21 protein-coding genes and 1 pseudogene are annotated in these 22829 nt (G+C 64.7%); 10 read left to right on the forward strand and 12 right to left on the reverse strand.

Annotated features, from left to right (window positions below; genetic code table 11):
- The first annotated feature begins 25 nt into the window (after positions 1 to 25).
- Complete coding sequence (locus NLM25_RS21145) at positions 26 to 886, forward strand: TerC family protein (RefSeq protein WP_254138238.1); 861 nt, start codon at positions 26 to 28, stop codon at positions 884 to 886.
- A gap of 22 nt (positions 887 to 908) precedes the next feature.
- On the opposite strand, the gene ppx is transcribed toward NLM25_RS21145, so the two are convergent.
- From ppx to NLM25_RS21165, 4 genes are all read right to left on the reverse strand, one after another.
- The gene (gene ppx / locus NLM25_RS21150) at positions 909 to 2411 is read right to left on the reverse strand and encodes an exopolyphosphatase (RefSeq protein ID WP_254118774.1); all 1503 of its coding nucleotides are present in this window, start codon (positions 2409 to 2411) and stop codon (positions 909 to 911) included.
- 15 nt (positions 2412 to 2426) lie between these two features.
- Positions 2427 to 4619 (reverse strand): RNA degradosome polyphosphate kinase, encoded by a 2193-nt coding sequence (locus NLM25_RS21155; RefSeq protein WP_254141229.1) that lies wholly within the window; start codon positions 4617 to 4619, stop codon positions 2427 to 2429.
- Between the two features lie 143 nt (positions 4620 to 4762).
- Positions 4763 to 5440, reverse strand: a complete 678-nt coding sequence (locus NLM25_RS21160) for a DnaA ATPase domain-containing protein (RefSeq protein ID WP_254138239.1) — start codon at positions 5438 to 5440, stop codon at positions 4763 to 4765.
- Between the two features lie 92 nt (positions 5441 to 5532).
- Positions 5533 to 6075 carry a CDP-alcohol phosphatidyltransferase family protein gene (locus tag NLM25_RS21165; protein WP_254118776.1) on the reverse strand — a complete coding sequence of 181 codons (543 nt, stop codon included), beginning with the start codon at positions 6073 to 6075 and terminating at the stop codon, positions 5533 to 5535.
- 156 nt (positions 6076 to 6231) lie between these two features.
- Here NLM25_RS21165 and purM point away from each other — a divergent pair, with 156 nt between their 5' ends.
- Positions 6232 to 7305 carry a phosphoribosylformylglycinamidine cyclo-ligase gene (purM, locus tag NLM25_RS21170; RefSeq protein ID WP_254118777.1) on the forward strand — a complete coding sequence of 358 codons (1074 nt, stop codon included), beginning with the start codon at positions 6232 to 6234 and terminating at the stop codon, positions 7303 to 7305.
- Positions 7305 to 7958 carry a phosphoribosylglycinamide formyltransferase gene (purN, locus tag NLM25_RS21175; protein ID WP_254138240.1) on the forward strand — a complete coding sequence of 218 codons (654 nt, stop codon included), beginning with the start codon at positions 7305 to 7307 and terminating at the stop codon, positions 7956 to 7958. Before purM ends, purN begins: the two co-directional genes overlap by 1 nt.
- Before the next feature lie 93 nt (positions 7959 to 8051).
- Here purN and NLM25_RS21180 read toward each other — a convergent pair whose 3' ends face one another.
- The gene (locus NLM25_RS21180; RefSeq protein WP_007591938.1) at positions 8052 to 8258 is read right to left on the reverse strand and encodes a cold-shock protein; all 207 of its coding nucleotides are present in this window, start codon (positions 8256 to 8258) and stop codon (positions 8052 to 8054) included.
- A gap of 372 nt (positions 8259 to 8630) precedes the next feature.
- On the opposite strand from NLM25_RS21180, the gene NLM25_RS21185 reads away from it, so the two are divergent.
- Positions 8631 to 9830 (forward strand): autotransporter outer membrane beta-barrel domain-containing protein, encoded by a 1200-nt coding sequence (locus tag NLM25_RS21185; protein ID WP_254138241.1) that lies wholly within the window; start codon positions 8631 to 8633, stop codon positions 9828 to 9830.
- Between the two features lie 96 nt (positions 9831 to 9926).
- On the opposite strand, the gene NLM25_RS21190 is transcribed toward NLM25_RS21185, so the two are convergent.
- Positions 9927 to 10967, reverse strand: a complete 1041-nt coding sequence (locus NLM25_RS21190) for a LysR family transcriptional regulator (protein WP_254138242.1) — start codon at positions 10965 to 10967, stop codon at positions 9927 to 9929.
- Positions 10968 to 11038: 71 nt separating this feature from the next.
- On the opposite strand from NLM25_RS21190, the gene NLM25_RS21195 reads away from it, so the two are divergent.
- The 5 genes and pseudogenes from NLM25_RS21195 to NLM25_RS21215 all read left to right on the forward strand — a co-directional run bounded on the left by NLM25_RS21195 (position 11039) and on the right by NLM25_RS21215 (position 14593).
- Positions 11039 to 11656, forward strand: a complete 618-nt coding sequence (locus NLM25_RS21195) for a hypothetical protein (protein ID WP_254138243.1) — start codon at positions 11039 to 11041, stop codon at positions 11654 to 11656.
- Positions 11643 to 12261, forward strand: a pseudogene (locus NLM25_RS21200) (GNAT family N-acetyltransferase). The gene NLM25_RS21195 and the pseudogene NLM25_RS21200 overlap by 14 nt, the downstream one beginning before the upstream one ends.
- 25 nt (positions 12262 to 12286) lie before the next feature.
- Complete coding sequence (locus tag NLM25_RS21205) at positions 12287 to 12850, forward strand: isochorismatase family protein (RefSeq protein ID WP_254138244.1); 564 nt, start codon at positions 12287 to 12289, stop codon at positions 12848 to 12850.
- 34 nt (positions 12851 to 12884) lie between these two features.
- Positions 12885 to 13052 (forward strand): hypothetical protein, encoded by a 168-nt coding sequence (locus NLM25_RS21210; protein ID WP_254138245.1) that lies wholly within the window; start codon positions 12885 to 12887, stop codon positions 13050 to 13052.
- A gap of 158 nt (positions 13053 to 13210) precedes the next feature.
- Positions 13211 to 14593 carry an aspartate aminotransferase family protein gene (locus NLM25_RS21215; protein WP_254138246.1) on the forward strand — a complete coding sequence of 461 codons (1383 nt, stop codon included), beginning with the start codon at positions 13211 to 13213 and terminating at the stop codon, positions 14591 to 14593.
- Between the two features lie 179 nt (positions 14594 to 14772).
- On the opposite strand, the gene rnd is transcribed toward NLM25_RS21215, so the two are convergent.
- Positions 14773 to 15921, reverse strand: a complete 1149-nt coding sequence (gene rnd / locus NLM25_RS21220; RefSeq protein WP_254118785.1) for a ribonuclease D — start codon at positions 15919 to 15921, stop codon at positions 14773 to 14775.
- Positions 15922 to 16274: 353 nt separating this feature from the next.
- Positions 16275 to 17174, reverse strand: a complete 900-nt coding sequence (locus NLM25_RS21225; RefSeq protein ID WP_254138247.1) for a LysR family transcriptional regulator — start codon at positions 17172 to 17174, stop codon at positions 16275 to 16277.
- Positions 17175 to 17274: 100 nt separating this feature from the next.
- Between NLM25_RS21225 and NLM25_RS21230 the strand changes: the two genes are divergently transcribed.
- A complete protein-coding gene (locus NLM25_RS21230; protein WP_254138248.1) occupies positions 17275 to 18264 on the forward strand; it encodes a zinc-dependent alcohol dehydrogenase family protein in 990 nt (329 codons plus the stop codon).
- A gap of 144 nt (positions 18265 to 18408) precedes the next feature.
- On the opposite strand, the gene NLM25_RS21235 is transcribed toward NLM25_RS21230, so the two are convergent.
- The 4 genes from NLM25_RS21235 to NLM25_RS21250 are packed head-to-tail and all read right to left on the reverse strand — an operon-like array spanning position 18409 to position 22421.
- On the reverse strand, positions 18409 to 19740 hold the full coding sequence (locus NLM25_RS21235) for an ABC transporter substrate-binding protein (RefSeq protein ID WP_254138249.1): 1332 nt from the start codon (positions 19738 to 19740) through the stop codon (positions 18409 to 18411).
- 11 nt (positions 19741 to 19751) lie between these two features.
- Positions 19752 to 20621: a carbohydrate ABC transporter permease gene (locus tag NLM25_RS21240; RefSeq protein ID WP_254138250.1), complete on the reverse strand. Its 870-nt coding sequence runs from the start codon at positions 20619 to 20621 to the stop codon at positions 19752 to 19754.
- On the reverse strand, positions 20618 to 21568 hold the full coding sequence (locus tag NLM25_RS21245; RefSeq protein ID WP_254138251.1) for a carbohydrate ABC transporter permease: 951 nt from the start codon (positions 21566 to 21568) through the stop codon (positions 20618 to 20620). Before NLM25_RS21245 ends, NLM25_RS21240 begins: the two co-directional genes overlap by 4 nt.
- A 1-nt stretch (position 21569) precedes the next feature.
- Positions 21570 to 22421: a phosphodiesterase gene (locus NLM25_RS21250; protein WP_254138252.1), complete on the reverse strand. Its 852-nt coding sequence runs from the start codon at positions 22419 to 22421 to the stop codon at positions 21570 to 21572.
- Positions 22422 to 22829 lie beyond the last annotated feature (408 nt).

A 22829-nucleotide genomic window follows, 5' to 3' on the forward strand; every position in this document is an offset into this window, starting at 1 on the left:
AATCGACGGGGCGAAAGGACGTATTGTGAGCTGGCTCTGGCAGATCTTCGATCCCGCTACGATCGGGGCATTCTTCACCCAGTTCCGCAACGAGATGGCCGAACCGACCTTCTGGATTGCGGTCGGCAAGATCATCTGGATCAACATCCTGCTCTCCGGCGACAACGCGCTGGTGATCGCGCTCGCCTGCCGCGGCCTCAAGCCGCGGCACCGGCTGTGGGGCATGATCTTCGGCGCCGGCGCCGCCGTGATGCTGCGGATCATCTTCACCGGCATCGTCGCGAGCCTGATGGAGCTGCCGTATCTCAAGCTCGTCGGCGGTCTCGCGCTGATCGTGATCGCGGCCAAGCTCCTGGTGCCGGAGAATGAGGACGAGGAGGGCGTCGAGTCCGCCTCGCATCTCTGGCAGGCGATTCAGATCGTCGTCGTCGCCGATATCGTCATGAGCCTCGACAACGTCATTGCGGTTGCCGCCGCCGCCAATGGCAGCGTTCCGCTGCTGATCCTCGGTCTCGCCATCAGTGTTCCCTTGATCGTCGCCGGTGCGGCGCTGATCATGGCGCTGCTCGCAAAGCTGCCGGTCCTGGTATGGGCCGGTGCGGCGTTGCTCGGCTGGATCTCGGGCGAGGTGATCGCGACCGATCCCGGCATCGCGCCGAGGCTGCACACGCTGTTCGACGGTCCGCTCGGCGCCTCGCTGGACAACATGCTCGGCGCATTCCGCATTCCGCCGCAATTCACCCATGGCGGCGGAGGCGGTGAATATCTCTGCGCAGTGCTCGGCGTCATCGTCGTGCTGGTCGTCGGTTCCATCTGGCGCCGGCGCAGCCTGAGTGCGGCCGCGCTGGAGTCCTCCGAGCGTCACGCCAAGGCCTCGGCGGAATAAACGGCTTCGATCGAATAAGTTTCTAGCGCCGGACGATCGAGCCGGCCCGTCCAATCAGGCGGGCGAGGGCGCGGAAGCGGCTGCCGACGCGGTCGGCGACGAGGTCCCCGAGCCGGTGCTCGAACACCAGCATCAGATTGCGGCCCTGGCTGCGGAAATGCGTCGCCGGCAGCACGCCCGGGCGTGCCGCCGAGATCAGATGGGCCACGCGGAACGCCGCGCCCAGTAGGCGGGCACGCTCGAGCTGGGCCGGTGTCAGCAGCTCCTGCATGGTCACCGGCGGCTGGTTCTCCTCGCTCAGGCCGGCATAGCGGTAGAACACGGACAGGCCGACGAAGGCGCGCTCGGTGTGGGTGATCGCGCCGAAATTGCCGTTGACGACGAGGCTCAGCGTCTGCTCGCCGCGATGGTCGGGATGCACGCGCCAGCCGATGTCGGAGAGCAGGCACGCGGTGTGGCGCAAGCGGCGGTCTTCCTCGGTCTCGCGCAGCTTCACCACGCGAACGAGGCGGTCGGTCCATGCGATCAGCTCGCGGGCGTGCTTTGCCGAACGCGACAGCAGCTGATTGAGCTCTTCCGCGGCACAGATCAGCCCGTCCTTGTTGCGCTCGGACTCCGGCAGCTTCTCATGCAGCAGGCCCTCGCGCACGCCGAAGGTCGAGAACACGATGGATTTGGGTTTCGCCACCCGAATGATGTGCTCGAGCACGAGCGCCGCATAGGTCAGGAGCGGGCGCCTTGCATCCGCGACGATCTCGATGTCGGCCAGCATGCCTGCGGCTGCGAGCCGCCGTAACCTGCGGGAAAAGTCGAGCGCTTCGGCCGCGGAGATGGAGTAGCCGTGCATCACCTGCAGCGAGTAGCCGCTCTGGATGATGTGGATGCGCGCGAGCGCGCGCCAGGTGCCGCCGACGGCGTAGAAGGTGCGGCCGCGACCGGCGGCGAGCTGCGGCACCTCGTCGAGCTCCTCGCGTACGATGCGGTCGGCGCGCTTGAGCGATTTGTGCGCGAGATCCTGGAGCGCGAGGCCGCCGAGCGGCAGCGTCACGCCGCTGCGCACGCTGTTCTTGCGCACGTCGATCAGTTCGAGCGAGCCGCCGCCGAGATCGCCGACGATACCATCGGGATGATGGATGCCGGAGATCACGCCAAGCGCCGACAGCCGCGCCTCGCGCGGGCCCGACAGGATCTCGATCTTAACGGCGCAGATGCGCTCGGCTTTCGCGATGAAGTCGGGGCCGTTGGAGGCGTCGCGGCAGGCTGCGGTGGCGATCGCGAAGACGCGTCCGACCTGCATCACGCGGCACAGCGCCCGGAAACGCTTGAGCGAGGTCAGGGCCTTGTCGACGGCGTCGGGCGCAAGCAGGCCCGTGCTCTGCACCTCGCGCCCGAGGCCGCACAGCGTCTTCTCGTTGAAGATCGGAATGAGGCTCCGCGTCAGTCCCTCGTAGACGACGAGACGGACCGAGTTGGAACCGATGTCGATGACCGCGACGCTCGAGCCGCGCTTGCGCGGCCGCTTCACGTCGGGAATCCCGGATCAGGATTGATGACGTTCATTACGGCGCGTGAGACGGCGCGGAGAGGATTCCTTGAGCGACTTTCCACGGCCAGACAGACTCGGATTTGTCATGAAGTAGTTGTGGACGTTGAAAGGCTCCTCGCCCTTCGCGGTCTTCATACGCGTTGAGGACCCGTCCGGCAACAATTGCCAGCTCTGCTCATTGTCCTTCAGGTTCGCGACCATGATCTGCTCGAGAACCTGCTGATGCACCGTGGGATTTTGCAGCGGACACAGCACCTCGACGCGGCGGTCGAGGTTGCGCGGCATCATATCGGCCGACGAGATATACACAGCCGCTTTCGCGCTCGGCAGGCCTTGGCCCATGCCGAAGCAATAGATTCGGCCGTGTTCCAGGAAGCGCCCGATGATCGACTTGACGCGGATGTTCTCCGACAGCCCCGGAATGCCGGGCCTGAGGCAACAGATGCCGCGCACCACGAGCTCGACCTGAACGCCGGCTTGTGAGGCCTCGTAGAGCGCGTCGATGATGTCGGGGTCGACCAGCGCATTCATCTTCATCCAGACCGCGCCGGGCCGGCCATGCCGCGCATGCGCCGTTTCGCCCTGGATGTGCTCGATGATGCGCTTGCGCAAGGTCAGCGGCGACACCGCCATCTTTTCCAGGTCGCTCGGCGCGGCATAGCCGGTGATGAAGTTGAACACGCGCGCGGCATCGCGGCCGATGGTCGGGTCCGAGGTGAAATAGGAGAGGTCGGTGTAGATGCGCGCGGTGACGGGGTGATAGTTGCCGGTGCCGGTGTGGACGTAAGTGGTGAGGCCGCCGCCCTCGCGGCGCACCACCATCGACAGCTTCGCGTGCGTCTTCAGTTCGAGGAAGCCGTAGACGACCTGCACGCCGGCGCGCTCAAGGTCGCGCGCCCAGCGGATGTTGGCCTCCTCGTCGAAGCGTGCCTTGAGTTCGATCAGCGCAGTGACGGACTTGCCGGCTTCGGCAGCCTCGGCAAGCGTACGCACGATCGGCGAGTTGTTGGAGGTGCGGTAGAGCGTCTGCTTGATCGCGACCACGTCCGGGTCGCGCGCGGCCTGCTGGAGGAACTGCACGACCACGTCGAAGGATTCGTAGGGGTGGTGGACGACGAGGTCCTTCTGCCGGATCGCGGCGAAGATGTCGCCGCCGTGCTCACGCACGCGCTCGGGATGGCGCGGCACGTAAGGGGTGAATTCGAGATCGGGCCGGTCGAGGCGGGTCAGCTGCGAGAGCTCGTTCATGGCGAGCACGCCGTCGACCAGGAACACCTCGTCATCGGCGGCCGAGAGCGCATGCTGCACGAAGCTGCGCAATTCCTCCGGCATCTTGGCGTCGATCTCGAGCCGGATCACCGACCCGCGGCGGCGGCGCTTCAGTGCGGTCTCGAACAGGCGGACGAGGTCTTCGGCCTCTTCCTCGATTTCGAGCTCGGAGTCGCGGATGATGCGGAAGGCGCCCTGGCCGTGGAGATTGTAGCCGGGGAACAGGCGGTTGATGAACAGCCCGGTCGCCTGCTCCAGCGAGATCAGCCGGACGACCTTGCCCTCGGCCGGCAACCGGATGAAGCGGTCGATCTTGCCGGGCATGCGGATCAGCGCGTTCATCTGCTTGCCGTCGGCGGCGCGCGTCAGCTGGAGCGCGATGGTGAAGCCGAGGCTCGGAATGAACGGGAAGGGGTGAGCCGGGTCGATCGCGAGCGGGGTCAACAGCGGGAACACGTTGTTGAGGAAGTAGTCCTCGATCCAGGTCCGCTCCGCCTTGGTGACGTCCTTGCCGTCGACCAGCACGATGCCGACGTCAGCCAGTGTGCCGCGCAGGTCGCGCCAGATCGCCTGCTGGTCGGAGGCAAGCTGCGAGACGGTGCGGTTGATCAGCGCGAGCTGCTCCGACGGCGTCAGGCCGTCGGGGCTACGCTCGGCAATGCCCTCGCGCACCTGGGCTTTGATGCCGGCGACGCGGACCATGAAGAATTCGTCGAGGTTATTCGCTGAAATCGACAGGAATCGCACCCGCTCCAGCATGGGGTGGCTGGGATTGACCGCTTCCTCCAGGACGCGGCGGTTGAAATGCAGCCAGGATAGCTCGCGATTGATGAAGCGCTCGGGGCTCGAGGCAATCGCCGGAAGGCCCTCGGTCTCCGGAGCTTTTTCTTTAATTTCAACAGCTTGCGCAGAGTCCATCAGAAGTCGGTCCATCCAGTTCGCCCCAATTTGCGACTTATGCGCAAAACCGCCGGGAGCATGTGTTAGTCCGATGACGTTTCGATGACATTGATGTTCCGCCGCCGCGCGCCGTCAAGCGGCCTTGGAGCCGGGGGGCCGGGTCAGGCGTCCCGAAGCAGCTCGGCGGCCAGCGCCCGCGTGACGGGGCGACCGAGGCGCAGGGCCTCGCTGTCGAGCCGTTCCACGGCCTCCCGCGCGGCGGCCGAAGACCGCTCCAGGCGGGTGGCGAGGTAGCCGACCACGCTCTCGTCCACGGCGAGTTGGCGGTCGGTGCAGAATTTGACGATCAGGCCGCGGAAGAGCTGGTCGTCGGGCGGCAGCAGCGAGATGACGGGCACGGCGCGCAGCCGCGAGCGCAGGTCGCGCAGATCGATCTCGATCGATGCCGGTACCTCGCGGCCGGTGAAGAGCACATAGGCGCCATCCTCGCGGGCGAGGTTCATCAGGTGGAACAGGGCGCGCTCGTCGAACGCCCTGGCCCTGAGATCCTCGACCACCAGCGCACCCGTGGCGAGCGCGCCCGGGACGGTCTCGGCGGTCAGCCCATTGGCCGCGGTCGAGCGGGCGCCTGAAACCTCGGCCCAGATCGCGGCGAGATGGCTCTTGCCGCTGCCTTCCGGGCCGGCCAGCCACATGATCCGGTTCGGCCATTCCGGCCAAGCATCGATCAGGGCAAGACCGGCTGCGTTGGCGGGGCCTTCGAGGAAATTGTCCCGGCTGAGGCTCTCCGCATGCGGAAGCGAGAACGCCAATTGTCGGGGATGAACGCGGCCTGCCACGCTTGCTTTGCTCCGTGCCGGCATGCCGGCTTGTTTGAAGAGATTCGACTTCATCGAGCGGGAGTTGGCCTTTTGCGGGGCCGCATCCCGGCTCATTTGGCCTCGATGGTGCTCATGTGCCGCAGCCACTCGACAAGATAGAGCGACACGGAGGCGAGCGTGAAGACCGTGACGAGGCCCATCAGGACCTTATCATAGGGGGCCGGGTTGAAGCCGAAGGCGAGGGAGGCCAGCACCAGCGCCGCATAGGCGACCTGGGCTGCTGTGTTGAGCTTCGACACCTTCGACGGCTTCATCTCGACCGGCTTGTCGAACAGCCAGGACACGATTACGGCGGCGACGATCATGATGTCGCGCGACACCACCAGGATCACGATCCAGCGCGGAATGTCGCCCCAGATGCCGAGCGCCAGGTAGATCGAGACCAGCAGGGCCTTGTCGGCGAGCGGATCGAGCAGGGCCCCGAGCTCGCTCGTCATGTTGAAGCGTTTGGCGAGGAAGCCGTCGACCGCGTCGCTGATGCCGGCAATGAGGAAGACGGCGAATGCCACCTCCATTTGGCTCGACACGATCGCCCAGACGATGATCGGGACCAGCATGATGCGGCCCAGGGTAATGATATTCGGAATACTCACGCGGCGCGTCCTGGCACCCGGTCTGACCTCGAATCCGGCCCCCTTCGAGGCTGAACCGGTTGATATCTCTACATAGTATACGGAGGTGCGCCATGCGAGCCATTGCGCGTCCCCGGAATTCGACGTAACCAGCCGCAAACCCACTGGAAATCGGGCATGACCGACCGCAAAAACGGCCTCACCTACGCCGATTCAGGCGTCGATATCGACGCGGGCAACCGCCTGGTCGACCTGATCAAGCCGATGGTGCGCGCCACCGCACGGCCTGGCGCCGACGCCGAGATCGGCGGATTCGGCGGCCTGTTCGACCTCAAGGCGGCCGGTTTCAAGGATCCCGTCCTGGTCGCCGCGACCGACGGCGTCGGCACCAAGGTCAAGATCGCGATCGAGACCGGGCTGCACGGCGGAATCGGCATCGACCTCGTCGCCATGAGCGTCAACGACCTCGTGGTGCAGGGCGCCGAGCCGCTGTTCTTCCTGGACTATTTCGCCTGCGGCAAGCTCGACCCGGAGGCGACCGCCTCGATCGTCGCCGGCGTCGCCGAAGGCTGCCGCGAATCCGGCTGCGCCCTGATCGGGGGCGAGACTGCCGAGATGCCCGGCCTCTACAAGGACGGCGATTACGATCTCGGCGGCTTTGCCGTCGGGGCCGCGGAGCGCGGTACGCTGTTGCCGCGCAAGGACATCGCCGCGGGCGATGCCGTGATCGGGCTGGCCTCGTCGGGCGTGCACTCCAACGGCTTCTCGCTGGTGCGCAAGATCGTCGAGCAGTCCGGCCTGGGCTTCGAGGCGCCGGCGCCGTTCGCGCCCGTCATGACGCTCGGCGGCGCGCTGCTGACGCCGACGCGGCTCTACGTCAAATCCTGCCTGCGTGCGATCCGCGAGACCGGCGCGGTGAAGGGGCTTGCCCACATCACCGGCGGCGGTTTCACCGACAACATCCCGCGCGTGCTGCCGAACCATCTTGGCGTCGGCATCGATCTCGCGCGCCTGCCGGTGCTTCCGGTTTTCAAATGGCTGGCCGCGCAGGCCGGTATCGCCGAGCTCGAAATGCTGCGCACCTTCAACTGCGGCATCGGCATGATCGCGATCGTCGAGCCCGACAAGGTCGACGAGGTCGTGCAGGTCTTCAGCGACGCCGGCGAAACGGTGGCGCAGCTCGGCACCGTGATCCCGGCCGAGGGCGAGCACCGCGTCGTCTATAACGGCCACCTCGATCTGGCGCTGTGATGAAGCGCCGCGTCGCCATCCTGATCTCCGGCCGCGGTTCCAACATGTCCGCGTTGATCAGGGCTGCGGCTGCGCCGGATTTCCCGGCGGAGATCTCGCTCGTGATCTCGAACAAGGCCGGCGCGCTCGGGCTCGAACGGGCCAGGGCGAGCGGCGTGAACACGCTGGTGATCGAGAGCAAGCCGTTCGGCAAGGACCGCGCCGGCTTCGAAAAGGTGCTGCAGGCGGCGCTCGATCAGCACGGCATCGAGCTGATCTGTCTCGGCGGCTTCATGCGCCTGTTCACGGCGGAATTCACCAGGGCCTGGTACGGGCGGATGCTGAACATCCATCCCTCGCTATTGCCCTCGTTCCCCGGCCTCGACCCGCACGGTCAGGCCTTGCGCGCCGGGGTCAAACTGTCTGGCGCGACGGTGCACTTCGTCATCCCCGAGACCGATGCCGGCCCGATCGTGATGCAGGGCGCGGTTCCCGTCAGCGACCACGACACCGCGGACACGCTCTCGGAGCGCATCCTCGAAGTCGAGCATCGCATCTATCCCGAGGCGCTGCGGCTGCTCGCGACCGGCAAGGTCCGGATCGAGGGCGATGTGTGCAGGACGGACGGCAGCGGACCGTCGGAGAATTTTCTGCTTTCGCCGGTGGTGCGCTGAAGCGCCCTCGCAGAATACTCGTCTTCGCAAACAAAATCCCCCGGCAGAGCCGGGGGCAACGTCATGATCTCGCGCGCCTGGGCTCGAGAGAAATCAGGAGACCTTGAGGTTTTCCGCGGATGCTTTGCCGCGGTTTTCCACGAGGTCGTATTCAACCACCTGGTTTTCATTGAGGGTGGAAAGTCCCGCACGCTCGACGGCGGAGATGTGGACGAACACGTCCTTATCGCTGCCGTTCGGCTTGATGAACCCATAGCCCTTTGTCGGGTTGAACCATTTGACGGTGCCCTTTTGCGGCATCCTCAGTCTCCTCCACTAGATACAAAAACGACGCGGCCGCTTTTTCGCGTGCCACGCCACAAACGGGCTTCCGGAAGTCTGTTCGAGTCTCATTGTCGCGAAACGCACAGCCGAGCGGCCAATTCCGATTGTGTCCAATATTGCAACATGAAAATCGCGCGTTAGCAAGCCGCGCACGGATTTCAAGGTCGGCCGGGATGTCACCGTCTGCTATTTGCGACCTGTGGCAGGGGAACCACAATCCGGGCAATAGCCTCGGCCATGGTGCGCCAACTGGTTGACCCTCCGTGGCAGTTCGGCACAAATCGCCGCACGTGCCGCAGCTCGTGTTGCATTTTTGCGGGCCGCCATTTTGCTTCGGGATTAGTCATCATGTGCTGCACCTCGCAGCTGTCCGGGACACGGCAGACGATCGGGCTGGACCGTGTCCGCCGGGTCGCGACTGTGGCCGCCAGGACCATTGCAGCCAAGTCCTTTGCAGCCAAGTCCTTTGCAGTCTTGGCGCTTGCGCTCGTCGCGATGATGTCGGCGACGCCAGGCTTCGCGCAAAGTCCGACGCCCACACCGACCCCGACGCCTACGGCATCGCCGACCCCGGTCCCGATGCCAACCTCGACCAATTACGACCTATCGGCGGGCAACAGCGCGCTCAATCTCGGCTCGAATTTTCTGGAGCGGCTGGGCAACCAGGCCTCGGGCGGCGTCAACCGCGCGTTCCGCACCAATCCCGGCGGTGGCGGCGCCTCGGCGAGCACGGAAGATCCGCGCTATCGCACCTGGTTCGAGGGCTACGCCATCTCGGTGCGGACCGACGCGCAGGGCGATTTCGTCGGCGACAAGCGCAAGACCTTTGGCGGCGTTGCCGGCTTCGGCGCACGGGTCGCGCCGGGCGTCAATCTCGGCTTCTCCATCGATCAGAGCCACACCGACGTCGACGTGCCGCTGGCGCTGCAGTCGGCGACGCTCGACCTGACGCAAATCGGCTTCAACGGCTCGGTCGACAAGGGACCGTGGACCTGGGCGTTCGCGGTGGTGCACGGTTTCGGCAAGGTCCATTCCAGCCGGGACACCGGCGCCGGTCTTGCGACCGCGGGCTATCGCGCCGCCGTCGACGGCGCGCTGACCGAGATCAGCTATTACTGGACCAAGGACCAGATGCGCGTCGTGCCCAAGGGCGCGCTCGAATATGTGCGCGCCACCAGCGTCGCGTTCCAGGAGTCCGGAGGGCTCGACCCACTGAACGTTGGCTCCACTGCACTCTCACGCGCGCGCGTGATGATCGGCGCGGAGATCGGGCGCTACTTCATCTACGACCAGAAGATTCTGGACCTGTCGGCCTACGGCAAGTTCGTCGACAATTTCTATCAGAACCTGGGATCGGTGCAGGTCAGCCTCGGAACTCAAAGCATCGTCGTGCCCGGCATCGGCGAGGGCCGCTACGGCATGGACGCCGGCGCCTCGGCCTCGCTCAGCCTGACCAACACCGCGCGGCTCTACATCAACTACGACGGCAAGTTCCGTAACGAGCTGACGTCACATCAGGGCACGGTCGGCTTCGAATACCGGTGGTGAAGCGAGCATGATCCGGAAAAGTGTGCAGCGGTTTTCCCTCGCGACAAACGCGGACCGCGTTTGCGCGGAGATCATGCTCAAAATAACGACCTGCGCTCACGTCGGCGTCACCGCGACAGAACCCGTGAGCCCGAACGCCTCGCGCGCAGCCGTCATGATCGGCACCAGCGCATTCGGATGGATGAACTCGTCGCGGAAGCAGGGATAGGTCTTGGCATCGAAGATCTTCTTCAGCCAGTCGACCACGATTTTGTGGCGCTCGGAGTTGCGGAATTCCTTGTGATAGGTGAGCCAGAGATCGGCGTGGTGGCTGACGCCGAGATCGACGGCAATGAGCGGTGCGCCGAGTGCGATCGACACGGTCGGCAGGAAGCCGATGCCGGCGCCGCGCTCCACCGCATAGAGCACGCCGACCGAGGAGTTGGTCTTGATCCCGACGATGCCCTCGAGCGATTTCAGTCCGAGCACGCGTGCATAGGCGCCATCGTCGACCTGCGGCGCGCTCTGCTTGATGATGCGGTGATCCTTCAGCTCGGCCAGGGATGTCGGCACGCCGTAGAGGCGCTCGTATTCCCTGGAGACGAAGGGATAGATGTGCAGGCGGCCGAGCTTGGCGACGATCAGGTCGGGATTGGTCGGCGGCTCGAGCTGGATCGCGATGTCGGATTCAAGCCTTGCGACGTCGGCCTGCTCCATCGCGCAGCGCAGATCGACGGTGATCTTGCGATAGGTCTTCTGGAAATCGATCAGCCGCGGCAGGATCCAGAAATTGCCGGGGCCTTCCGTCACCGCGACACGCACGGTGCCCGCGGTGTCGTTCGACGATCGCGACGCACGCCGGAAGACGTTGAAGGCATGACGCTCCATATGCGCGACGTCGGCGATCATCGCGGCGCCTTCATCGCTGAGCGTCAGTCCGCTCTGGTCGCGCAGGAACAGCTTGCAGTCGATGCTCTCTTCGAGCCGGTCGATCCTGCGCATCAGCGTGGTGGAGGTCAGTCCGAGTTCTTCCGCGGCGTTGCGGAAACTTTTATATTTTGCGCACGCTAAAAACAATTTCAAATCGTCCCAGGACGCGTCCAGGGCTTCTTCACGGTGCTGCATCATAGCAGCACCCCGGTGCAATAACTGCTGCATACTCCTGGTCCCCAACCGCTAAGCTCATCGTCATAGCGGGGCACTAAAGCCTCGGACGATAGAGGCGGGACATGAGTATGGAAAGGGGCTCGTTTGCCGCAAGGCATGATTTCGATGCCTTGCCGCTGAGCCCGGACGTCGACGTTCGCTGTGCGCAACCTTCCGAAATCGCCGCGCTTTCCGAAATGGCACACCGGCTGGTGCCGGGCGTCCGGATCGGAGCGGCGGAGCTTGCGCGATATTCCACCTATGATCCCGAGAGCATCCTGACGTTCAGCCGCAAGGGCAATCTGCTCGGCGGCATGGCCTTCCTGTTCCTCAATGACCGTGGGCATGATGCGCTGCTGCTCGACGAGATCTGCCTGACCGCGCCCGAGACGCACTATCTCGCGTCCGCGAAGGAGGACGTTGCCGCCATCTACATCTGGGCGATCGCGACGGCGGGGCGCGGCATCGCCGGTCTCGGCAAGGCCGCGGCTCATCTGCGTCAGATAAGATTTCGCGGCGCGGATTGCTATGCGCAGCCGTCAACCGTGGCCGGACGCGACATCATGAAGGCGACGGGCTTCGAACCCGTCCCGAGCTTCCAGCCCGATCTCTGGTGTTACGAGCGACCCTGGCATCGGCAGCCGATGCGGATGCCGGGAGCGATCATTCAAGCAAGGAGTTTTGCAGATGCACGGTACTAGGATTCCTCTCGCGAAGCCCGACTCCCGCGCCATCACCATCCGCCTCGCGCGCGATCCCGGCGATCTCATGCTGGTCACCGCCATTCGCTCCGCGGTCTATCTGGCCGAGCAGGATTGTCCGTTCGAAGAGGAGTTCGACGGCAACGACATGGTCGCAGCGCATTTCATCGGCTACGTCGGCAACGAGCCTGCGGGCTGTCTGCGGGCGCTTCTTCGGCGATTTCGCCAAGGTGGAGCGGCTCGCCGTGCGCCACCAATATCGGCGCTCGCGCGTCTCGTTCAAGCTGGTGCAGGCGAGCGTCGACTACGTGAAGCGCAAGGGCTTCCGCAAGATCTACGGCCAGGCGCAGGACCGGCTGGTCGATTTCTGGGCTCATTTCGGCGCCAAGCCGCTCGGTCACAACCGCAAGATCACCTTCTCGGATTTCTCCTACACGGAAATGCTGCTGGAGATCGAGCCGGGGCCGGATGCCATCACGCTGGACAGCGATCCCTATGTGATCATCCGTCCCGAGGGCGATTGGGACCGGCCTGGCGTGCTCGATGCATCGGCGGGACGGGCAGTGACCTCGCCGCTGCGAGACCTCGCACTCGCCGACCACTGAAACCGGTGCAACTCCGCGCAAGAAAATGCTGGCCTCCATCACCGATGATCCGCCGATCCTGGTCTGCGCGGATCTCCAGGTCGAATATCTGACCCCCGGGCGTCGCCATGTCATCCTCGACGGCGAAGCCGCCACCGTGCGCTGCCTGGAACTCCTGACGCTGTGGCGCACCAATCTCTGGCCGGTGATGCATCTGAAGCGCATCGCCCAGGCCGCCTGGTTCAATCCGGCATCCAGGCTGACCGATTGGATCGCGGAGGCGAAGCCGCGGCCTGGTGAAATGACGTTTGAGCACCCGCTGCCGTCGGCCTACAGTTCCTCACGGTTCGTGGACTACATGTCCAATATCCGCAATGTGCGCTGCATTCTGGTCGGGTTTTCCCTGGATGAAACCATCCTGGCCACCGCCGTCGACGGGTTTCACCGCAGCCACCGCTATCAGGTGATCGGAGACGCCGTGGCCTGCCGGCAGCCGGGCACGGGCGATGCCGTCGCCTACAAGCATGCGGTAGTGAATGTCCTCGGGAATTTTGCTACGATCCACGCCAGCGCCGAACTGATCAGAACCAGCGGCGCCATCGCGGTGTAGGTGGCCGCGATCGGCGGATGGATGGGGTGGGACATTGTCACGCGGAGAGCAGCTCAAGGAGCTGGCGAGCGATTTGTCGCGTGCCGCCGAGACGGCGCGACGCCTTGGCTTGCCCACGACGGTTTATCTGCTGTCGATGGCGCTGGTCGAGGTGAGGGAAGCCGCGGCCGCTGACCATGGGGACGACGACGGGGCGGCCTGAGCGCCTTCCCGTGTGCGGCTTTGTGCAACGCTGCTGAGCACTTGCTGCCGACGAATTGGCGTTGCAAGTTTTGTCACGTCGCAATAGCCAAGTGATGCAATCATCGCGTGATGACGCTGGCCGGGCCGGCGACGTGACCACTTAAGGGATCCCCGCAAATGTCCATGCTGCCCAATTCGCAAGAAGCCCGGGATGTGGCCTACCAGCTCCACGCCTACACCAACGCGCGCGCGCATCAGCAGGCCGGTCCGCTGGTGATCGAGCGCGGCGAGGGCCCTTACGTATTCGACGCGTCGGGCAAGCGCTATTTCGAGGCCATGGCGGGCCTGTGGAGCGTCGGGCTCGGCTTCAACGAGAAGCGTCTGGTCGAGGCCGCGCACAAGCAGATGCAGGCGCTGCCGTTCTACCATACGTTCTCCGCTAAATCGCACGGCCCCTCGATCGACCTCGCCGAGAAGCTGGTGGCGCTCGCGCCTGTCGCGATGAGCAAGGTGTTCTTCACCAATTCCGGGTCGGAGGCGAACGACACCGTCCTGAAGCTGATCGCCTATCGTTCCAACGCACTCGGCCAGCCGCAGCGCAAGAAGGTGATCAGCCGCATGCGCGCCTATCACGGCGTCACCATTGCCTCGGCAAGCCTCACCGGCCTGCCGAACAATCACCGCTCGTTCGACCTGCCGCTGCCCAACATCCTGCACACAGGTTCGCCGCATTTCTACAAGGACGGCGCGCCCGGCGAGAGCGAGGAGGCGTTCGCGACGCGCCGGGCCGAGGAACTCGACGCGCTGATCCAGAAGGAAGGCCCTGACACGATCGCGGCCTTCTTCGGCGAGCCGGTGATGGGGGCGGGCGGCGTCGTCGTGCCGCCGGCGACCTATTGGGAGAAAATCCAGGCGGTCCTGAAGAAGTACGACATCCTGCTGGTCGCCGACGAGGTGATCTGCGGCTTCGGCCGTACCGGCAAGATGTTCGGCTGCGAAACCTACGGCATCAAGCCGGATGCGATGGTGGTCTCCAAGCAGATCACTTCGAGCTATTTCCCGCTGTCGGCGATCATCCTGAACGACCGCATGTTCGAGCCGATCGCGGACGAGAGCAACAAGATCGGCGTGCTCGGCCACGGTTTTACAGCGGGGGGCCATCCGGTCGGCTCGGCCATTGCGCTGGAGAACCTCAAGATCATCGAGGAGCGCGGCCTGGTCGCGCACGCCGCCGAGCTCGGCGGCTACATGCAGGGCAAGCTGCGCGAGCTCACCAGCCATCCGCTGGTCGGCGAGGTCCGCGGCGTCGGCATGATCGCGGCGATCGAGCTCGTGCTCGACAAGGGCCGCAAGACGGCAGCGGCGACGCCCGGCGCGGTCGGTGGCATCGCCAGCCGCATGCTCCAGGAGCGCGGCGTGATCTCGCGCAACATGCTTGATGCCATCGCCATCTGCCCGCCGCTGATTGTCACCAAGGCCCAGATCGACGAGCTGGTCACGGCAATTTCAGGCGTGCTCGAGGATATGAAGCCGGAAGTGGCGAAGCTGACGCCGGCGTAAGGTCTCACCTCGTCATTGCGAGGAGCACTTGCGACGAAGCAATCCAGACTGTCTCCGCTGAAAGACTCTGGATTGCTTCGCGGAGCCTGTCATCGGGCCGCGCTTTGCGCGGACCCGGTGGCTCGCAATGACGGTGCGGTCGGCCGAGGGCCAGCCATAGGTTACGCGATCGCAGCGGCCTACGCCCGCTGAACCCCGATCACGCGGCCCTTCTCGATCGCCAGGGCCAGCTCGCCGCGCTTCAGCTTCAGCGCGGCATCGCCGAACAGCTCGCGGCGCCAGCCGCGCAAGGCGGGGACGTCGGCCTCGTCGTCGGCTGCGATCTCTTCGAGATCGTCGACGGTGGCGATCACCTTGCTGGCGACCGCATGGCGTTCTGCCGTCATGCGCAGCAGCACCTTCAAGAGCTCGACAATCGCCGCGCCATTGCTGTTGTTGCGCGGCTTCTCCAGCTTCGGCAGCGTCGAGAAATCCCGCGCCAGCCCGCGCTCGACCGCGGCGACGATGTCCGCGCCCCATTTGGATTTCTCAAATCCCTTCGGCACCGAGCGCAGATGGGCGAGCTTCTCCAGCGTGTTCGGCGCGTGGGTCGCGATGTCGCTGATGGCCTCATCCCGCAGCACGCGGCCGCGCGGCACGTCGCGGCTCTGCGCTTCCTGCTCGCGCCAGGCGGCAACCTCCATCAGGACCGCGAGGTCCTTGGGCTTGCGGACCCGCGTCTTCAGCCGCTCCCAGGCGCGCTCGGGATGGAAGTCGTAGGTCCTGGGCGAGGTCAGAACCTCCATCTCGATGGAGACCCATTCGCTGCGCCGGCGCTTCTTCAGATCGGCATCGAGCGCCGCGAACACGTCGCGCAGGTGCGTGACGTCGGAGACTGCGTAGTGCATCTGCTCCTTGGTCAGCGGCCGGCGCGACCAGTCGGTGAAGCGGTGGGTCTTGTCCGGGCGATGGCCCGTGACCTTCTCGACCAGCGCGTCATAGGCGATGCTGTCGCCATAGCCGAGCACCATGGCCGCGACCTGGGTGTCGAACACCGGGTGCGGGATGATGTTGGCCTGATGCCAGATGATCTCGATGTCCTGGCGGGCGGCGTGGAATACCTTCAGTACGCCCTCGTTGCCCATCAGCTCGAAGAACGGCTTGAGGTCGATGCCCTCGGCCAGGGTGTCGATGACGATCGCTTCCTCGGGGCTCGCCATCTGCACCACGCACAGCAGCGGGTAATAGGTGGTTTCGCGCAGGAACTCGGTATCGACGGTAATGACGGGGTGCTTGGCCAACCGGCTGCAGGCAGCCGCGAGGTCAGCAGTGGTGGTAATCAAATCCATGAACGGCCCATGACGAGATCATCAGCCGTTCTGCCGAAAGCGCTGTGATGTCAAGGGGGTTGGAGCGAATTCGAGCCTTGCATTTGGGCCGGAATCGCCAGATCGGTCGAAATTCCTATTCGTAACGGATCCGGTGCGAGGATTTGCGGGCGCAGGGCAGCGCCACCACGACCACGCACATGGCGACCAGCGCCAGTCCCAGGAACTCGAAAACCAACAGATCCACGGCGAAATCTCCAGAAACATTGATAGATTTGTCGGGGGTGCGTTGAGGGTCTGTTAATTCTCGTGGTTACCGGCCGAGGGCCCGCCCGGATGGTGGACGGGGGGTTAACGGGGGCCGGGGGCCTGCGTCATGTCATGAGCTTCGGCAAGCCGGCAGCAAGGGTGTCCACGGCGGCGCGGACTTTTGGCGGCAGCCGGGGCGAGCGGGGCCACAGCGCGTGGCAGTCGTAGAGGAATTCCACCTGGCCCCCGAAGAGATCGACCAGCGCGCCGGCGTTGAGGCGTTCGCGGACCAGCCAGTAGGGCAGCCAGGCGAGCCCCATGCCTTGCGCGGCGGCATCGGCGATTGCCTCCAGATCGTCGAGCCTCAGCCTGCCTGATGGCATGATCTCGCGCGCGGGCTGGTCTTGTTGTGGAAATAGCCACGGCCGGACGCGCCCGGAGCGGCGATAGATGATCGCCTGGTGAGCGGCGAGATCGTTCAGTGATTTCGGCCTGCCGTTGGCGCGCAGGTAGGACCGCGCGCCGCACACCACCATGCGCTGGCTTGCGATGCGTCGCGCGATCAGGCCGGACTGGTCGTCGAGATCGCCGGTCCGGATCGCAAGATCGTAGCCGGCCTCGACGATGTCAGCGATCGGATCGGCGAAGGAGAGGTCGAGCTCGAGATGCGGATATTTCCGCGCGAGCTTCATCAACAACGGGGCGATGCAGTGCCGTCCCAGCAGGGCCGGCATGGTCACGCGCAGCCTGCCGCGCGGCTCCGAGAACTCGTCGGCAACGACGGCATCGGCGGCTTCGGCTTCGGCGAGCACCGCGCGGCAGCGCTCGTAATAGGCTTGGCCAGCTTCGGTCAGGCTCTGGCGCCGCGTGGTGCGGTTGAGGAGGCGGACGCCGAGGCGCTCCTCGAGAAAGCGCACATGCTTGCCGACCATCGGTCCCGAGATCTCGAGCGCGTCGGCCGCTGCTGCGAACGAGCCGAGATCGGCGGCCCTGACGAACACGGCCATGCTGCTCAGGCGGTCCATTGAAAACTCCTGGTTTCGACTGTTCGCCCCTTTGTGCGATTTATCCGCTTCCCCGGGATCGGCATAGCTCTATTCGGTTCAACTGTTTTGGAGTGCATTCATGACGCGCGCCGTTCGCTTTCATCAACATGGTGGTCCCGAAGTCCTGCGTATCGAGACGGTCGATGTCGCGCCGCCGGCGCGGGGCGAGGTCCAGATCCGCGTCAGGGCCCTCGGCCTCAACCGTGCCGAAGCCCTGTTGCGGAGGGGGACCTATATCGAGACCGCGACATTTCCATCGGGGCTTGGGCTGGAGGCGGCAGGCATCGTCGAGGCTGTTGGGATGGACGTGGCTGGTCTTGTGCCGGGCGATACCGTCAGCATCGTGCCGCCGCTGTCGATGGTGCTTTGGCCGGCCTATGCCGAACTCGCGACGTTTCCTGCCGAACTCGTCGTGAAGCATCCGCCGGAGCTTGGCTTCGAGATGGCGGCTGCAGTGTGGATGCAATATCTGACGGCCTACGGCGCGCTGGTCGATATCGCTGGACTCTTGCGAGGAGACGTCGTCGTTATCACGGCGGCTTCGAGCAGCGTCGGGCTTGCAGCCATCCAGATCGCGAACCGGATCGGCGCTATCCCGATCGCCATGACCCGGACCTCTGCCAAGCGGCGCGCCTTGCGCGATGCCGGTGCCGCCCACGTCGTCGCCTCGGACGAAGAGGACATTCGAGCACGACTGGACGAGATCGCCGGTTCAAGCGGCGTCCGCGTCGTGTTGGACGCGGTGGGTGGTCCCACGTTCGAGCCGTTGACTGCGGCGATGTCACCGGGCGGCACCTTGATCGAATATGGCGGGTTGAGCCCCGATCCGACGCCGTTCCCGCTCTTCAACGTGCTGAGCAAGAGCCTGACACTGCGCGGCTACCTCGTGCACGAGATCATCCGCGATCCCGCACGCCTTGCGAAGGCAAAGGCGTTCATCATCGAAGGACTGTCGGACGGTACATTGAAGCCGATCATCGCGCGAACGTTCAAGTTCGAGGACATCGTCGAAGCACATCGCTTCCTGGAGTCGAACAATCAGTTCGGCAAGATCGTGGTGACGATCTGAACACGCGTCGTTCGGGGAGGGGCCGTAGGGTGGATTAGCCGAAGGCGTAATCCACCACTGTTGACATCCTGGGCGGCAGAATTGGTGGATTACGCCAGCGACTGCGCTCGCGCAGCCGCCGGCCAATCCACCCTCCGAAGCTTCTTACGGCAGCTTCAGCGACGTTTCCGCATTGTACGGCTTGAGCGTCTCGTCGGCGGCCTTCTGGGCGGCGACGAGGGCTTCCTTCGGCTGCTTCTTGCCGTTGAGGACCAGCATCACCTCGTCCTCGAGGTTCTTGCGGACAGGGACCGTCTTGTAGGTCGCGAACCAGGGCTTTGCGACATCGAGCTGCTCGACGGCGGTCTTGGCGTCCGGGTTCTTGTTCAGGAACTCGACCATGTCAGGCGTCTTGTACGCCGCCATGTTGGGCGCGAAATAGCCGGTGGCGCGGCTCCACCAGGCGCTCTTCTCGGGCGAGGTCATCCACTTGATCAGGGTCCAGGCGGCCTTCTGCTTGTCGGCTTCGAGACCGGCCGGAACGATCAGCGAGGCGCCGCCGATCGGCACGGCGTTGCGGACATTGCGCGGGATGAAGGCGACCTTGTAGTTGAACTTGGCGTTGTCGCGCACATAGGTCAGCGAGCCCGTGGACAGCATCATCATCGCGGCGTTGCCGGAGATGAAGGAGGTGCTGACGGCAGGACCAGGCGTGGCGCCGGGGGCGTGAACCTTGTGCTTGTAGACGAGGTCGTTCCACCAGGTCAGCGCGCCGAGCATCGAGGGCGTGTCGTAATAGACTTCGCCGCCGAACTCCTCATTGTAGTAGCGCCCGCCATTGGTCATGGTGAGCGTTTCCATCATCCAGCCGCAATAGTCGTAGGCGCAGGGGATCGCGATGCCCCATTGGGTCACCTTGTCGCCCTCGCGCTTGGTGAGCTTCTTGGCCCAGTCGGTGAGCTCGGCCCAGGTCTGCGGCGGCTTGCTCGGATCGAGGCCGGCTTCCTTGGCCTTGTCGGCATTGATGTAGAGCAGCGGGGTCGAATTGTGGAAGGGCACGCCGTAGACCGAGCGGTTGATCACCGCGTTGCCCTGCAGCGCCGGGAAGAACTGGCCGAGGAACTGGTCCTTGGTGGTGCCGTCGGCGGCGATCAGGCTGTCGAGATTGGTGAGCTCGTTCTCGATCTGCATGTCGAGCAGGAAGTTGGCCGACATGATCACAGCGGACGGCGGCTTGCCGGCCTTGATGGCGGCGCGTGTCTTGATCAGCGTGTCGTCATAGGAGCCGGTGTAGACGGCGGTCGCCTTGATATTCGGGTGCCCCTCGTTGAACTCCTTGATCAGGGTGCCCATGTCGCGGGCGAGCTTGCCGTCGACGGGGACGGGGAAGAAGAGGTCGATCTCGGTCGGGCCTTCGGCCATCGCCGGGAAGGCGAGGGCGCCTGCCAAACTACCTGCCATGGCGAGGCCAAGCATGAGCCTGCGGGAAAACAGCATCGAGAAATCTCCTATTTGATGCCTGAGGTGACGAAAGAGCTGATGAAGCGCTTCTGGAAGATCAGGAACGTGATGAGCAGCGGCGCGATCACCATCAGCGTGCCGGCGGCGATGGTGCCCCAGGCCTGAGTGCCTTCGGCGGTCGCTGTGAACACCGACAGGCCGACTGTGAGCGGCCGCTTGTCCGGCGAATTGATCACCATCAGCGGCCACAGGAAGTCGTTCCAGTGGCTGGTCACGGAGATGATGGCGAAGGCCGAGAAGCTCGGCATCGACAGCGGCACATAGATGTGGCGGATGCGCTGGAGAAGGCTGGCGCCGTCGATCAGGGCCGCATCTTCCAGCTCGGTCGGAATCGCCTCGAACGCCTGCCGCATCAGGAATGTGCCGAAGGCGGAGGCGAAGAACGGCATCATCACGCCGGTGAGCGTGTCGTAGAGGCCGAGCTGCGCCACCAGGCTCAAATTCGGCACGATCAGCAGCACCGGCACCAGCATCAGCTGCATCAGGAACAGATAGAAGATCAGCGACTTGCCGGCGAAGTCGAGGCGCGCAAAGGCAAAGCCCGCCAGTGTGATCGTGACGAACTGCACGAGCAGGATGCCGGTGCAGATGATCGTGGTGTTGAGCGCGTAGCGCGGGAAATCGCCGATTTCCCAGGCATCCCTGACATTGTCGAGCGTCGGCTTCAGGCTCGGCAGCAGTTCGGCCATGGCGTTGATGCCGTCAGAGGCCGGGCGCAGCGTCGCCACGCCCATCCACAGGAACGGGACCAGCCAGACGATTGCGAGCAGCACCGTCAGCGCGAAGCCGAGCTTGGGCGTGATCTCGCGGCGGGTGGCGAGCGGGGTGTCCTTGTAGAGCTTGTCAATCAGCTTCATGGCCCACCCTCGCGGTTCGCCATCGTGCGGAAGGAGAGCGCGGTGAGGCCCATCAGCGCGGCGAGTGTCAGCAGCGTCGCGGCCGAAGCCTTGCCGATGTCGTAGTGCTCGACGGCCTGCTGATAGATGTAGAACAGCACGAGATTGGTCGAGTTGGACGGCCCGCCCTTGGTCATGACGAAGACGTGGTCGACCTGCGTCACCGCATTGAGCGTGGCGATCACGATGACGAACAGGAAGGTGGGCTTGAGCTCGGGGAGGATGATGTGGCGAAACCGCATGAAGGGACCCGCGCCATCGAGATGCGCGGCCTCCATGACGTCCTCCGGCACGGCCTGGAGGCCGGCGAGGAAGAACAGCATGTAATAGCCGGCGTTCTTCCAGATCGTGATCACCATGATCGCTGATAGCGCGATGTCGGGATCGCCGAGCCAATTCGGCAGCACCGGAAGCAGACGGCCGATGTAATAGTCGAGCAGGCCGACATTGGGCAGGAAGATGAACAGGAACAGCGCGGAGGCCGCGACCATCGGGATCAGCACCGGCAGGAACAGCGCGGCGCGGAGCGCGCTGCTGACGGCGTTGGTGCGCGACAGCGCGAGCGCGAACAGCAGCGCAAGGCCGATGCTCGGGATCGCGGTGCCGACGGCATAGAGGAGGTTGTTGATGACAGCGCCGGTGAAATAGGGATCGGCAAGCACCGCGCTGAGATTGTCGAGGCCGACGAAGCGGAGCGGCGCCTTCGGCGTGGCGCGCTGATAGAGCGCATCGACGAGCACGCGGCCCATCGCGCCGTAGGTGAACAGCGCGAGGAAGATCAGCGACGGCAGCAGCAGGAGGTAGGCAGGCAGCGAGGCTTTGAAGCGGCTCGAAAAGCGCTTCAGGACATGCAGACGCGGTGCCGCCGATGCCGCGACCGGGAGAGCCGCGGGTTCAGCGAGGCTCATCTCACCGCGCCGCGAACTTGAGCGCATAGTCGCGGCCGTCCATGCCCGCGGGCGGCTCGAACGGGAAGCGCAGACTGGTGTCGAGGAAGTCGTGGCTGTGCACGACCAGGTTCTCCTGGTCGATCAGCACCACGCCATAGGCCGGCGGCTCGTGGCTGGCGAGATGGTCGGTGGCGGTCGCATCGAGCTCGAACCAGACCTGGTGGTTGGTGCCGCGCAGTGTCGAGAACGGGATCTTGCCATAGCTGCCGAAGATCGGGCGGTGCACATGGCCGAAGAAGAGGTGGCGGATGCGCGAGCGGTAGGGCGCAATGACTTCCGCGAATTCAGCGCTCTGCGCCAGCGCGATCTCGTCCATCGCGTGCACGCCGACCGGGAAGGGCGGGTGATGCATGAACACGACGAACTGCTGGTCGGCGGGCGCGGCTGCAAGCGTCTTCGCGAGCCAGTCGAGGCGTTTTGCGCACATCTCGCCGGCATGGCTGGTCTCGTCCAGCGTGTCGAGGAAGACGAACAGCCCGTGCTCGGTGGTGCGCGTGCCCTGCACGAAACCGTTGGGATCGCGCGGTGCGGCTTTCAGACCGTCGAGGCAGGCGACGCGCTTGTCGTGATTGCCGACCATGGCGATGTAGGGAATTTTCAGCGCGGCCATCGCCTCGGCGAAATTGGCGTAGGATTCCGGCTCGCCCCAATGGGTGAGGTCGCCGGTCACGACGGCGAAGGCGGCATCGGACTGGTGCTTGTTGATGTCGGCGATCGCAGCATCCAGCCGCGCGCGCGGGTCGAGGCCATAGAGCTTCAGTCCCGGGTTCGCGAGATGCGTGTCGGTGATGTGGATGAATTTGAAGGGCATGGCGCGCTTTGTCGGGACGGTTGGGGGATGGGCGCCTCCGGCAAGACGACCTGCCAGCCCGTTAGAGCGCGTGTGTTTCAGTTTGATGACAGCGGTTCCCGCGGGCGGGACGTGTCCACAACACGACCACGCGTAGGGTGGATTAGCCGAAGGCGTAATCCACCACTGTGGACCAACTTCAAGTTGTGATATTCACGGACTATGTCCGACTACCGCCGCGCATTCGTTCCCGGAGGATGCTGGTTCTTCACGGTCAACCTGCTCGATCGGCGGAACGCTCTCCTGACCGACCAGATTGAAATCCTACGGAACGTCTGCAGCACGCGCGGGTCCGGCAGCGGCGAACCGGCGTAGGGATCGTAGGGTGGATTAGCGAAGCGTAATCCACCTCTTTGCTGTCCGCTTGTT

Origin of the sequence: Bradyrhizobium sp. CCGB01 (genome assembly GCF_024199795.1) — a bacterium.
Taxonomy (GTDB): domain Bacteria; phylum Pseudomonadota; class Alphaproteobacteria; order Rhizobiales; family Xanthobacteraceae; genus Bradyrhizobium.

Bases quoted from the DNA above. Each gene is read 5' to 3' on its own strand.
- NLM25_RS21155 (WP_254141229.1), bottom strand. From the start codon at position 4,619: ATGGACTCTGCGCAAGCTGTTGAAATTAAAGAAAAAGCTCCGGAGACC.
- purM (WP_254118777.1), top strand. From the start codon at position 6,232: ATGACCGACCGCAAAAACGGCCTCACCTACGCCGATTCAGGCGTCGAT.
- purN (WP_254138240.1), top strand. From the start codon at position 7,305: ATGAAGCGCCGCGTCGCCATCCTGATCTCCGGCCGCGGTTCCAACATG.
- NLM25_RS21180 (WP_007591938.1), bottom strand. From the start codon at position 8,258: ATGCCGCAAAAGGGCACCGTCAAATGGTTCAACCCGACAAAGGGCTAT.
- NLM25_RS21185 (WP_254138241.1), top strand. From the start codon at position 8,631: ATGTGCTGCACCTCGCAGCTGTCCGGGACACGGCAGACGATCGGGCTG.
- NLM25_RS21190 (WP_254138242.1), bottom strand. From the start codon at position 10,967: ATGCAGCAGTTATTGCACCGGGGTGCTGCTATGATGCAGCACCGTGAA.
- NLM25_RS21195 (WP_254138243.1), top strand. From the start codon at position 11,039: ATGAGTATGGAAAGGGGCTCGTTTGCCGCAAGGCATGATTTCGATGCC.
- NLM25_RS21205 (WP_254138244.1), top strand. From the start codon at position 12,287: ATGCTGGCCTCCATCACCGATGATCCGCCGATCCTGGTCTGCGCGGAT.
- NLM25_RS21215 (WP_254138246.1), top strand. From the start codon at position 13,211: ATGTCCATGCTGCCCAATTCGCAAGAAGCCCGGGATGTGGCCTACCAG.
- rnd (WP_254118785.1), bottom strand. From the start codon at position 15,921: ATGGATTTGATTACCACCACTGCTGACCTCGCGGCTGCCTGCAGCCGG.
- NLM25_RS21225 (WP_254138247.1), bottom strand. From the start codon at position 17,174: ATGGACCGCCTGAGCAGCATGGCCGTGTTCGTCAGGGCCGCCGATCTC.
- NLM25_RS21230 (WP_254138248.1), top strand. From the start codon at position 17,275: ATGACGCGCGCCGTTCGCTTTCATCAACATGGTGGTCCCGAAGTCCTG.
- NLM25_RS21235 (WP_254138249.1), bottom strand. From the start codon at position 19,740: ATGCTGTTTTCCCGCAGGCTCATGCTTGGCCTCGCCATGGCAGGTAGT.
- NLM25_RS21240 (WP_254138250.1), bottom strand. From the start codon at position 20,621: ATGAAGCTGATTGACAAGCTCTACAAGGACACCCCGCTCGCCACCCGC.
- NLM25_RS21245 (WP_254138251.1), bottom strand. From the start codon at position 21,568: ATGAGCCTCGCTGAACCCGCGGCTCTCCCGGTCGCGGCATCGGCGGCA.
- NLM25_RS21250 (WP_254138252.1), bottom strand. From the start codon at position 22,421: ATGCCCTTCAAATTCATCCACATCACCGACACGCATCTCGCGAACCCG.